At 69.9% G+C, this 11740-nt stretch carries 11 protein-coding genes; 6 read left to right on the top strand and 5 right to left on the bottom strand.

Annotation, left to right across the window (positions count from 1 at the left end; all coding sequences use genetic code 11):
• The first annotated feature begins 94 nt into the window (after nucleotides 1-94).
• On the top strand, nucleotides 95-1513 hold the full coding sequence (gene cls, locus QWY80_RS05270) for a cardiolipin synthase (protein WP_290229657.1): 1419 nt from the start codon (nucleotides 95-97) through the stop codon (nucleotides 1511-1513).
• Nucleotides 1514-1577: 64 nt separating this feature from the next.
• Nucleotides 1578-2495, top strand: a complete 918-nt coding sequence (locus tag QWY80_RS05265; RefSeq protein ID WP_290229656.1) for a LysR substrate-binding domain-containing protein — start codon at nucleotides 1578-1580, stop codon at nucleotides 2493-2495.
• A 13-nt stretch (nucleotides 2496-2508) separates the two neighbouring features.
• Here QWY80_RS05265 and QWY80_RS05260 read toward each other — a convergent pair whose 3' ends face one another.
• The gene (locus QWY80_RS05260) at nucleotides 2509-3603 is read right to left on the bottom strand and encodes a bifunctional nicotinamide-nucleotide adenylyltransferase/Nudix hydroxylase (protein WP_290229655.1); all 1095 of its coding nucleotides are present in this window, start codon (nucleotides 3601-3603) and stop codon (nucleotides 2509-2511) included.
• Between the two features lie 175 nt (nucleotides 3604-3778).
• On the opposite strand from QWY80_RS05260, the gene QWY80_RS05255 reads away from it, so the two are divergent.
• Nucleotides 3779-4735, top strand: a complete 957-nt coding sequence (locus QWY80_RS05255; protein WP_290229654.1) for a YihY/virulence factor BrkB family protein — start codon at nucleotides 3779-3781, stop codon at nucleotides 4733-4735.
• Between the two features lie 22 nt (nucleotides 4736-4757).
• On the opposite strand, the gene QWY80_RS05250 is transcribed toward QWY80_RS05255, so the two are convergent.
• Nucleotides 4758-5801: a Glu/Leu/Phe/Val family dehydrogenase gene (locus QWY80_RS05250; RefSeq protein ID WP_290229653.1), complete on the bottom strand. Its 1044-nt coding sequence runs from the start codon at nucleotides 5799-5801 to the stop codon at nucleotides 4758-4760.
• Between the two features lie 233 nt (nucleotides 5802-6034).
• Here QWY80_RS05250 and QWY80_RS05245 point away from each other — a divergent pair, with 233 nt between their 5' ends.
• Nucleotides 6035-6307, top strand: a complete 273-nt coding sequence (locus tag QWY80_RS05245) for an acylphosphatase (protein ID WP_290229652.1) — start codon at nucleotides 6035-6037, stop codon at nucleotides 6305-6307.
• An 11-nt stretch (nucleotides 6308-6318) separates the two neighbouring features.
• Here the strand turns inward: QWY80_RS05245 and QWY80_RS05240 are convergent, their stop codons facing one another.
• The 3 genes from QWY80_RS05240 to QWY80_RS05230 are packed head-to-tail and all read right to left on the bottom strand — an operon-like array spanning nucleotide 6319 to nucleotide 9139.
• Entirely contained in the window at nucleotides 6319-7260 is a 942-nt protein-coding gene (locus QWY80_RS05240) for a nucleoside hydrolase (RefSeq protein ID WP_290229651.1), read from the bottom strand.
• A gap of 25 nt (nucleotides 7261-7285) precedes the next feature.
• Nucleotides 7286-8191, bottom strand: a complete 906-nt coding sequence (locus tag QWY80_RS05235) for a ribokinase (protein WP_290229650.1) — start codon at nucleotides 8189-8191, stop codon at nucleotides 7286-7288.
• Nucleotides 8192-8203: 12 nt separating this feature from the next.
• The gene (locus QWY80_RS05230; RefSeq protein ID WP_290229649.1) at nucleotides 8204-9139 is read right to left on the bottom strand and encodes a D-2-hydroxyacid dehydrogenase; all 936 of its coding nucleotides are present in this window, start codon (nucleotides 9137-9139) and stop codon (nucleotides 8204-8206) included.
• A 189-nt stretch (nucleotides 9140-9328) separates the two neighbouring features.
• Here QWY80_RS05230 and QWY80_RS05225 point away from each other — a divergent pair, with 189 nt between their 5' ends.
• Entirely contained in the window at nucleotides 9329-9598 is a 270-nt protein-coding gene (locus QWY80_RS05225) for an FmdB family zinc ribbon protein (RefSeq protein WP_290229648.1), read from the top strand.
• Between the two features lie 52 nt (nucleotides 9599-9650).
• Nucleotides 9651-11429: an aspartate--tRNA ligase gene (aspS, locus tag QWY80_RS05220; RefSeq protein ID WP_290229647.1), complete on the top strand. Its 1779-nt coding sequence runs from the start codon at nucleotides 9651-9653 to the stop codon at nucleotides 11427-11429.
• Nucleotides 11430-11740: the final 311 nt, after the last annotated feature.

The following is an 11740-nucleotide window of genomic DNA, read 5'->3' as shown; positions in this document are numbered from 1 at the left end:
GAAGGGCCGCGGCCCGACACGGCGCCCCCGCCATCTGGCGGGGGCGCTTGCCTTTGGAGTATGCTGCAGGTCGCTGTTTTGACAGGGAGTACGCATGACCTCCTGGCTGATCGGCATGGCGATCACCGTTACCTACCTGCTGGGCTTCGTCTCGGCGGTGATGGCCCTGCTGTCCAGCCGCACCTCCCAGGGCGCCATCGCCTGGATCATCTCGTTGGTCACCTTCCCCTACCTGGCGGTGCCCCTCTACTGGGTCTTCGGCCGGCCGCGCTTCTACGGCTACGTGTCGGCGCGGGGTGAACGTGACAGCGTGCTGCGTCGGGTGCTGGCCCGCTATCGCGAGCGCATCGACCCCTATGTCTCGGACCATCGCGATCCCGACGTGCGCGCCGTGGAGCAACTGGCACGGATGCCGATGACCGGCGGCAACCGCGCCTCGCTGCTGATCGACGGCGAGGCGACCTTCGACAGCCTGTTCACCGGCATCGAGCGGGCGGAGGAGTACGTGCTCGTGCAGTTCTTCATCGTGCGCCACGACGCCCTGGGCCTGGAGCTCAAGCACCGCCTTCAGCACGCTGCCGAGCGTGGCGTGCGGGTCTACTTCCTGTACGACGAGATCGGCAGCCACAAGCTCAACGAGGGCTACCTGCGCGACCTCGCCGAGGCCGGTATCGAGGTGAGCGCCTTCCGTTCGTCCCGAGGATTCCGCCATCGCTTCCAGCTCAACTTCCGCAACCACCGCAAGGTACTGGTGGTGGACGGCCGGGAGGGCTGGCTGGGCGGCTTCAACGTCGGCGTCGAGTATCTGGGCCAGCATCCCCGCCACGGCCCCTGGCGGGACACCCACCTCAAGCTCACCGGCCCCAGCGTGCTCGGCCTGCAGGAGGCCTTCTGGGAAGACTGGCACTGGGCCACCGGCGAGGTCCTGACCCTGGAGTGGACGCCGCGCCTGACCTGCGAGGAGTGCCAGGACGTGCTGATCGTGCCCTCCGGGCCGGCGGACGGCCAGGAGACCGCCAGCCTGCTGGTCCAGCACGCCATTCACAGCGCCCACCAGCGCTTCTGGGTGACCAGCCCCTACTTCGTGCCGGACCAGGGCGTCCAGGATGCCCTGCGGCTGGCGGCGATGCGCGGCGTCGACGTGCGCATCATGATGCCGGAGCGTCCCGACCACCTGCTGGTGTTCCTGTCGGCCTTCTCCTTCCTGCCCGACATGCTGCGCGCGGGGGTCAAGGTCTACCGCTACCAGCCGGGCTTCCTGCACCAGAAGGTGATGCTGATCGACGACGCCGCGGCCAGCGTGGGGACGGTGAACCTGGACAACCGCTCCTTCCGGCTCAATTTCGAGATCACCGCGGTGGTGGTGGATCCGCTCTTCGCCGCCGAGGCGCGAACGATGCTCGAGCGTGACTTCGCCGACTGCCGACGGGTCAGCCTGGAGGAGCTGACCTCGCGTCCGCTGTGGCGCCAGCTGGTCTCCCGGGCCGCCTACCTGCTGTCCCCCATCCAGTGATATATTACCGGGCTGCGATGGCCGCTGCGTCGGCCGACACGCCATCCTCGGATCGGGAGTTGCGGTGAACCTGGAGACCAAGTGGCTGGAGGACTTCGTCGCCCTGGCCAATACGCGCAGTTTTTCCGCCTCGGCACGCCAGCGCCACGTCACCCAGCCGGCCTTCAGCCGCCGCATTCGCTCCCTGGAGCAGGCGGTGGGCGTGACCCTGGTGGATCGCTCCACGACCCCCGTCGACCTGACCCCGGAAGGCCAGCTGTTCCTGGTCACCGCCCGCAACCTGGTAGAGCAGCTCAACGAGAGCCTCGGCCACCTGCGCGGCCTGGCCATGGCCAACGAGGCGCTGGACATCGTCGCCGCCCACTCCCTGGCGTTGAGCTTCTACCCGCCGTGGATCTCGCGCCTGCAGCAGGGGGTGGGGGAGCTGCCCACCCGCCTGGTGGCCATGAACGTGGGCGAGGCGATCCATGTGTTGCGCGAGGGCAACTGCGACCTGATGCTGGCCTATTACGATCCCTACGCCAGCATGCAACTCGACACCGAGGTGTTTCCCTCCTTCTCCATCGGCCAGGTCAAGATGATCCCCGTCAGCCTGCCCGATGAAGCCGGCCGACCGCGCTTCCCGCTCGAGGATCGCGGCTCGGTGCCCTACCTGGCCTACACCCAGGGCGCCTTCCTGGGACGCAGCGTGCGCATGCTGCTCAAGAACGACCCGCTGCGCCTGCGCCTCCGTACCGTCTACGAGACGGCCATGGCCGAGGGCCTCAAGGGCATGGTGCTGCAGGGGATGGGCATGGCCTGGATCCCCGACTTCTGCATCCGCGAGGAGCTCAGGAGCGGCCGCCTGGTGCGCGCCGGGGGCGAGCAGTGGGACGTGCCGCTGGAGATCCGCCTCTACCGCTGTTCGCTGGTGCACAAGCCCGGCGTCGAGAAACTCTGGAAGCAGATGATGAAGCTGCCCCGCGACTTCCTCCAGGCGTGATCCCCCGTCGGCTTCACGCTCCGCCGAAGTCGGCGGGCAGTCCCAGGAAGTCCTGGATGATGAAGAAGTGGTCCTCGAACAGGCTCTCCGGGTCCAGGTCGGCCAGCGCCACCCAGCGGGCATGGTCACCGCCCTTGACCGGCTTGAGCCGCGGCAGCTGCTGCTCGGGGCGCAGCGCGAAGTAGAAGGCCTCGGCCAGGGTGCGGCCCCGCCAGCTGCGGTGGGGCTCGTCGAACAGCCGCTGGCCGCGCAGCGAGCCCTTGAGGACGGGCTCCGGCACCTTGAGGCGCACCCGCTCGCGCAGCTCCCGCAGGCAGGCGTCCAGCAGTCGTTCATGGGGGTTGATGAAGCCCCCGGGCAGGGCGAGGAGCCCCTTGCCCGGTGCCGCCGTGCGACGCACCAGCAACACATGGCCGGATTGCACCACCACGGCGTTGACCGTGACGAAGATGGGCGGGTAGGGCGCCTGGGCCCAGGCACTGCGATACTGGTCGAGCAGCTGCTGCTCCTCGATCAACTGGCGATAGCTCTCCTCGTCGCAGAAGTCGCGGATCGCCCCGACGACCCCGGGCGGCAGGTCGTGGGCCGCCCCGGTGCTCAGGTAGTCGTTCGCCGAGGAGGCGGAGCGGAACAGGCGCTCGCGGATCTGGCTGGCCGAGATGCCTTCCACCAGCGGCACGCTGACCGATTCCCACTGGGGAAACAGCGACAGGTAGTAGCTGGACTGGCCGCGGCTGGCGCCGATCAGGCCGATGCGTGGCAGGCGGGCGCCGAGCGGGCTGGCGATGTCGCGGACCTTGCGCTGGACGTCGCGCACCCAGACGTCGTTGTTGTAGAGGGCATCGAGCAGTGGGACCACCGCCAGGCGGGCGTTGTCCTCGTCATCGAAGGCGCCGCGCAGCATGGCGCGGCGCTCCTCGAAGCGCCAGGGGTTGCGCAGCGAGCGCGCCTGCCAGGAGGAGCCCACCAGCACGATTACCTGACGGGCCCGCTTGAGCGCCTCGTGGATCACCGCCAGATGGCCCAGGTGGGGCGGCTGGAAACGCCCGATGAAGACCAGGCAATCGAAGTCGGGGCTGGCGGGGGCGGCATCCGGGCGGGAGCTCATGCAGGGGGCCTGGGTCGGGTGGATGGGCGGCGCCCATTATGGTCAGGCCTCCGGAGGCTTGCAACGCGTCGCTGGGGCAGGCTCGTCGATGGCCCCACCTCTGCGGTTGGCCCAGGAGGGCAGGGCGCCGCCGCATCCGGTATGCTGGCGTCACAAGGACGTACAGGGAGGCCCCATGCTCGATACCCGACGGCTCTCGCCCTCACGCCTCAAGGCGGCGCTGCGTTTCTGGTGGAACGTCGTTCACGGCGCGCTGCGACTCTGGCTGGAGCGCAACGCCTTCAGCTACGCCGGCTCGCTGGCCTTCTACACCCTCTTCTCTCTCGCGCCCACGATGATCATCGCCGTGACGGTGATCGGCCTGGTCCTCGGCGAGGAGGCCGCCCAGGGGCAGATCGTCGCCCAACTACAGGGCACCATGGGCCATGACGCCGCCGCCGCCATCGAGCAGGCGGTGGCCCAGTCGCGCCTCGAGGAATCCGGCCTGCTGCCGACCCTGTTGGGCATCGGCGCGCTGCTGGTGGGGGCCACCACCGTCTTCGCCCAGATGCAGTTCTCGCTGAACACCCTGTGGGGCGTCACCGCACGGCCCAGCGCCAACAGCGCCCTGGTGTTCATCAAGAACCGGGTGCTGTCGCTCACCGTGGTGCTCTCCATCGGCTTCATCCTGCTGGTGTCGCTGGTCACCGCGGTCATGCTTCGGGCGGCCCTGCAGGCCGCCGACGACCTGCTCCCCTTCATCGGCTTCCTGACCACCGGCGCCGAGTTCCTGGTCTCGCTGGCCGTGGTCGCGGCGCTCTTCGCCACCATCTTCAAGGTGCTGCCGGACGTGGTGCTGCGCTGGCGGGACGTGCTGGTGGGGGCCGTGGTGACGGCCGTGCTGTTCACGGTGGGGCGCACGGCGATCGCGGTCTATCTCTCCCATACCGCCACGGCGTCCACCTACGGTGCCGCGGGCTCGGTGGTGATGATCCTGCTGTGGGTCTACTACTCCTCGCTCATCCTGCTGTTCGGGGCCGCCTTCACTCGCTGCCACCTGGCGGAACGCGGGCGGCCGCTGATCCCGCGCAACACCGCCGTGGTGGTCCGGCGCGAGCTGCTCGACGACCGCGAGACGTCCGGGCCGGCATGATGCCGGCCTCGTCGTCGCGGTGTCAGCCGCGGCCGAAGCGCTCCCGGGCCATGGCATCGGCGATATGCGCCGGGCTCCGGCCCTCGCGCCCGGCGCGGGCGAAGAGTTCGTCCAGGGTGGCCCCGATGCCCTCGATGTGCGCCATCACCGCCCGGCGGTCGTAGTCGGCACGGCGCTGCCAGGCGATCTCGATCACCCCGCCGGCGTTGGCGACGTAGTCCGGGGTGTAGAGGATGCCGCGGGCGATCAGTCGCTCGGCCATCCGCGGGGTGGCGAGCTGGTTGTTGGCGGCGCCGCAGACCACCCGGGCCCGGAGCCTGTCCACTACCTCGGCGTCGAGTACCGCCCCCAGGGCGCAGGGGGCGAAGACGTCCACCTCGGCGTCGAAGATCGCCTCCGGCGCCACCGTCTCGGCACCCAGCTCCTCGGCCAGGTGGGCCAGTGCCTCGCGGTCGACATCGGTTAACACCAGGCGGGCGCCGGCGGCGTGCAGGTGCCGGGCGAGGTGTTCGCCGACGTGCCCGACGCCCTGGATGGCCACCTTGAGTCCCTCGAGGTCGCGGCGGCCGAGCCCGTGGCGCACGGCGCTCCTCAGCGCGCAGAACACGCCCCAGGCGGTGAAGGGTGACGGGTCGCCGGATTCGCCATCGGCGCGGCGCAGCCCGCCCACATGGGCGGTCTCCTCGGCGATCACCTGCATGTCCGCCTCGCTGGAGCCGGAGTCCTCGGCGGTGACGTAGCGGCCACCCAGGGAGTCCACCAGCCGGCCCATGGCGCGCAGCAGCTCGGGGGTCTTGTCGGTGCGCGGATCGGCGATGATCACCGCCTTGCCGCCGCCCAGCGGCAGGTCGGCCATGGCCGACTTGTAGCTCATGCCGCGCGACAGGCGCAGCACGTCGGTCAGGGCGTCCGCCTCGCTGGCGTAGGGATAGATGCGCAGGCCGCCCAGGGCGGGGCCGCGGGTGGTGTCATGGATGGCAATGATGGCACGCAGGCCGCTGGCGGCGTCGCAGCCGTGGACGATCTGCTGGTGATGGTCGAACTCCGGGTGGGTGAAGACCGGCATGGCGTGGAACTCCCTCGTGAGGATTGTGGTTGTGTCTGGGGTGCCCGGGTAGGGCGGGGCCGCCGGGGCCGGCTTGTGGCCGGCCTGCGGGGCTATCTTCAAGATTAGAGCATCGCCGTGGCGGAAGGAAGCGCTGCCGGGCTGGCTCGCCCGGCGCCCCGGCTGCTAGAAAGGAAGGGGAGCCTACCGGCCGTCAGCGGCCGGGGCGGCGGTCATCGACGACGGAGGAGCCCATGGAGAAGTGCTGCGTGAAGGCCCTGGTGACGGGCAAGGTGCAGGGCGTCTGGTATCGCGGGGCGACCCAGGAACAGGCGCTGAGGCACGGCCTGACCGGGCATGCCCTCAACCTGCCCGACGGTCGGGTGGAGGTGCTGCTGTGCGGCGGACGCGACGCCGTGCGGGAGGTCAGCCAGTGGCTGTGGAGGGGGCCGCCCAGCGCCCGGGTCACCCATGTGGAACTCGAGGTGGTCGAGCTGCGTGACCCGGACGATTTCCGCATCGGCTGATGGTCGGTGGCTCAGGCCAGGACGTCGGCGATCCAGTCGCTGACCGCCGCGCCGTCGACGCCCAGGCAGACGTCCACCAGCGGGCTCTGCGACCAGCGTGGCTCGATGAAGGCACGGCCCTCGGGGGCGAAGAGGGTCTGGCCCTCGGCCTCGCCGGAAGTGGCCACGCCGAGGTGGCCGCGGGCGGTGGTGAACAGCTCGGGGCGCAGCAGCCAGGCCAGGGCACAGCTGTCGTGGGGGCAGCAGCCGTCGATGCCCAGCGCCTCACGGTAGAAGTCCCGGTAGAAGGCGTAGCTGTCGGCCAGGACCCTGCCCAGCTCGCCCTGGCCGGCCTCGATGCGCGCCATGTGCTCGGGCGTCAGCACGCAGCGGTGGGTGACGTCGAGCCCCACCAGGATCAACGGCCAGCCGGCGGTCAGTGCCCGGGCGGCGGCATCGGGGTCGTTGAACATGTTGGCCTCGGCCACCGGCGTGACGTTGCCCCCCTCGCGAATCGAGCCGCCCATGATCACCACCCGCTTGACGCGCTCGGTGATCGACGGATCCAGTTGCAGTGCCGCCGCCAGATTGCCCACCGGGCCCACCGCCACCAGCGTCACCTCGCCGGGGCGGGCGTTGACGGTGTCGACGATAAACTGGGCGGCACTTCTGGGATCGGCCTTGCCCATGACCTCCGGCAGGGCAATGTTGCCCAGGCCGTTGGCGCCGTGGATGTGTGCCGGCGCCGGATGCCGTGGCTTGACCAGGGGGGCCGCGGCGCCCTGGGCCACCGGGATGTCGCGTCCGGCCAGTTCGGCCAGCAGCAGGGCATTGTGGGTCGCCGTCGCCACGTCCACGTTGCCGTAGGTGGTGGTCATGCCCAGCAGCTCGATCTCGGGGTGGCGCAGGGCGATGGCGATGGCCTGGGCATCGTCCACGCCTGGGTCGGTGTCGAAGATGATCGGGTGGGTCACGGGAAGCTCCAGTCGGGTCGATGGGTCAGCGGCTCGCCGCGTCCTGCAGGGCGCGCTCCACCTCGTCACGGTCGGGAATGCTCTCGGCGGCGCCGGGGCGCTGCACGCCGAGTGCCGCCGCCGTGGCGGCGCGCTCCAGGCAGTCACTCACGGGCATCTCTGCCTGCAAGGCGGCCATGAAGTAGCCGATAAAGGTGTCTCCTGCGGCGGTGGTGTCCACCGCCGTCACCGGCAACGCCGGCTGGTGGAGACGCTCGCTCCCGTGCTGGTACCAGGCGCCTTCGCCGCCCAGGGTCAGCACCAGTTCGCTGTCGGGCAGGCGGGTGGCCAGGGCGTCGAGCAGTGCCGAGGCAGTGGCTTCCACCGGCAGGTCGGCCAGTTGGGCCGCCTCGGTACGATTGACGAACAGCAGGCGGCAGTGGTGCAGGGGAAGCTCCAGCACCCCCGCGGCCATGGGCGCGGGGTTGAAGGCGATCGCCAGGCCGCGTTCGGCGGCCAGCGGGATCAGCGTCGCGAGTCCTCGACACTCGTTCTGCAGCAGCAGCCAGTCGCCGGGCTCGGCGGTGGCCACCAGGGTCTCGAGGTCGGCACGGGAGAAGCCGTGGTTGGCCCCGGGGAAGAGGATGATGGCGTTCTCGCCGGCGTCGTCCACCTGGATGATGGCGTGGCCGCTGGGCTCGTCCACCAGTGCCAGGTGGCCGACCTCGACGCCGGCCCGGGCCAGGATGTCGCCGGCCCAGGCGTCCTGGCGGCCGAGGCGGCCCCAGTGGCACAGCCGGCCGCCGGCCCGGGCCATGGCCAGCGACTGGTTGGCGCCCTTGCCGCCCAGGCCGACCCGGTAGTCGCGGCTGGCCAGGGTCTCGCCGGGGGCCACCAGGTGCGGCACGCGGTAGAAGTGATCGAGATTGATGGAACCGAAGTTGTGCAGCATTCGCGGGCGTCCTCAGTGGGCCTGCCAGGCGCGCAGGTTCTCGGCGGTCAGCGTCACCACGTTCTGGCGCGCCTCGGGCGTGATCCAGGCGCTGTGTGGGGTGACGATCAGGTTGAGCGGCTCCGCCAGGGCGTCGAGCAGGGGATGGCCGTCGCGGGGCGGCTCCACCGGCAGGACATCGACGCCGAGTCCGCCCAGCCGCTCCTCGCGCAGGGCGGCCAGTGCCGCCTGCTCGTCGATGATGCCGCCGCGGGCACAGTTGACCAGCAGGGCGCCGGGCTTGAGGCGGGCCAGCAGGTGGGTATCCACCAGGTGGCGGGTGGCCTCGTTGAGCGGACAGTGCAGGCTGATCACGTCGGCCTCGGGGGCCAGCTCGGCCAGGCCGGGGCGCGCGTCGTTCGCCTCGCTGCCGGGGCGGGCGGCGAAGGTCACGCGCATGCCGAAGGCCTCGGCCAGTCGGCCCACCTTGCCGCCCAGGGTGCCCTGGCCGACGATCGCCAGGTGCTTGCCCTCGAGCTGCAGGGTGGTGTGGTCCATCAGGCAGAAGAAGGGGCTCTCGCCCCAGCGGCCCGCGGCCACGTCGCGCTGGTAGAGGGGCAGGCGGTTGGCCAGGGCCAGCATCAGCATCAGGGTGTGCTGGGCGACGCTGGCGGTGCCGTAGGCGGTGACGTTCCTCACCGCGATGCCCCGCCGCTCGGCGGCGGCCGTGTCGATGTTGTTGGTCCCCGTCGCCAGCACGCAGATCAGGCGCAGCTCGGGCAGGGCCTCCAGGGTGGCGGCGTCGAGCACCACCTTGTTGACGATGGCCACCGTGGCGCCGGCCAGGCGCTCGCGACTCTCGTCGGTGGTGCTCTGGGCATGCACCTCCAGGGTCTCGACCCGCTCGCGGATGGGGGTCAGGTCCACGTCGGGGCCGAGGCTGGCGGCATCGAGGATGACGGCTTTCATGGGATCGGGTTCCTTAGTGGTGCCTCGCGCGGCTCGCCTTGCCCGCAAGGGTAGTGGGCACGCTATAATAGACGGCTTTGGCAGGCTTGGAAGTCGTGCGGGCCGGCCATATATTCGCTCATCGGGGGTCGGGCCCTGCCCGGCACTCACTGTCCATCTGGGTTATGTCGTTTCCGGAGTGATCAAACCATGCCCATCTACGAATACGAGTGCAAGGCCTGCGGCCATCGCCTGGAAAAGCTTCAGAAACTCGGCGCCGAGCCGCTGAGCGACTGTCCGGCCTGCGACGCCGCGGCGCTCTCGCGCCTGGTCTCGGCGGCCGGTTTCCGCCTGGCCGGCGGTGGTTGGTACGAGACCGACTTCAAGTCCGGCAGCAAGAAGAACCTGGCCGGCGACGGCGGGGCCTCGAGCGACGCCCCGTCCTCGACGCCGACCAAGAAGGAGGGTGCGGCGGCCTGAGGGCCGCCTCGCCAGGTTGATTCCCCCACTACGCAACAGAACAGGATACGACATGCGCAGCCATTATTGCGGCCAGCTCAACGAGACCCTGGTGGACCAGACGGTCACCCTGTGCGGCTGGGTACACCGCCGCCGTGACCACGGGGGGGTGATCTTTCTCGACATGCGCGATCGCGATGGCATCGCCCAGGTCGTGGTGGACCCCGATACCGCCGAGGCCTTCGCGAACGCCGACCGCGCCCGCAGCGAGTATGTGCTGCGCATCGTCGGTCGCGTCAGGCTGCGCCCGGAGGGCACCCAGAACCCCGGCATGCCCACCGGCATGATCGAGGTGCTGGCCAAGGAGGTGGAGGTGCTCAACACCGCCGCCACGCCGCCCTTCCAGCTGGACGAACACGGCAAGGTGGGCGAGGAGGTGCGCCTCAAGCACCGCTACATCGACCTGCGTCGTCCCGAGATGATCGACAAGCTGCGCCTGCGCTCGCGGATCTCGCATAGCGTGCGAGCCTATCTCGAGGGCCAGGGCTTCCTGGACATCGAGACGCCGATCCTGACCCGCGCCACCCCCGAGGGCGCCCGCGACTACCTGGTACCGAGCCGCACCCATGCGGGCAGCTTCTTCGCGCTGCCCCAGTCCCCCCAGCTGTTCAAGCAGTTGCTGATGGTGTCCGGCTTCGATCGCTACTACCAGATCGCCAAGTGCTTCCGCGACGAGGACCTGCGCGCCGACCGCCAGCCGGAATTCACCCAGATCGACCTCGAGGCCTCCTTCGTCTCCGAGGACGACATCATGGCGATCACCGAGGGCATGGTGCGCCAGCTGTTCCAGGAGGTGTTGGCCGTCGAGCTGCCCGAGTTCCCGCGCATGCCCTACGGCGAGGCGATGAACCGTTACGGCTCCGACAAGCCGGACCTGCGCATCCCGCTGGAACTCACCGGCGTCGACGACCTGATGAAGGACGTGGACTTCAAGGTGTTCTCCGGTCCGGCCAACGCCGATGATGGCCGGGTGGCGGCGCTCAGGGTGCCGGGTGGGGCCAGGCTCACGCGCAAGGAGATCGACGACTACACCCGCTTCGTCGGCATCTATGGCGCCAAGGGCTTGGCCTGGATCAAGGTCAACGAGCGCGCCAAGGGGCTGGAGGGGCTGCAATCGCCCATCGTCAAGTTCATGGAGAACGTGATCGAGCCGCTGCTGGACCGCGTGGGTGCCGAGGACGACGACATCATCTTCTTCGGTGCCGACCAGGCGCGCATCGTCAACGAGGCGATCGGCGCGCTGCGCGTCAGGCTCGGCGAGGACCTCGACCTCTACACCCATGAGTGGGCGCCGCTCTGGGTGGTGGACTTTCCGATGTTCGAGGACGACGGCAGTGCCCGCCTGCAGGCCCTGCACCATCCCTTCACGGCGCCGTCCTGCGACGTGGAGACCCTCAAGACCCATCCGGCCGAGGCGCTGTCACGGGCCTACGACATGGTGCTCAACGGCACCGAGCTGGGCGGTGGTTCCATCCGTATCCACGACCACGCCATGCAACAGACGGTGCTCGAGGTGCTCGGCATCGACGCGGAGGAGGCCCGCGCGAAGTTCGGCTTCCTGCTCGACGCCCTGCAGTACGGCGCGCCGCCCCATGGTGGCCTGGCCTTCGGCCTCGACCGCCTGGTGATGCTGATGAGCGGGGCCCGCACCATCCGCGAGGTGATCGCCTTCCCGAAGACCCAGAGCGCGGCCTGCCTGATGACCGACGCCCCGGGCGAGGTCAGCGCCGAGCAGCTCCGCGAGCTCAACATCCGCCTGCGCCACAAGGCCAAGGCGGAAGGGCAGCAGTGAGCCGGTTCCCCGTCGCAGCCTGATGCACACCGGCGCCCCAGGGCGCCGGTGGCGTATCCTGTTCACTCAGCAGAACCAATCCGGCGGCAACGCTCGGGGCTGATCCGGCGGCAAGCCCCGAAGTGTCGGACCATCGAGGAGGCGCTGTGAACCCCTCCCTGGGCGCTACCGATGCCCTGCTTCGCTCCCGCGTCCTGCTCCGCTTGCAGGACCGGTGCTGGCCATCCATGGCCAGCCCGTTCGAAGCAGGGCTTCTCACCCCAGGCGTAGGACCTCCTCTACGGCTTGCCCCCGGCGCCCCTCGCTGTACG

The sequence above is a fragment of the Halomonas ramblicola genome (assembly GCF_030409215.1).
GTDB lineage: Bacteria > Pseudomonadota > Gammaproteobacteria > Pseudomonadales > Halomonadaceae > Halomonas > Halomonas ramblicola.
The sequence above is the reverse complement of the archived record's forward strand: the minus strand, read 5'-3'. Positions and strand labels throughout refer to the sequence as shown.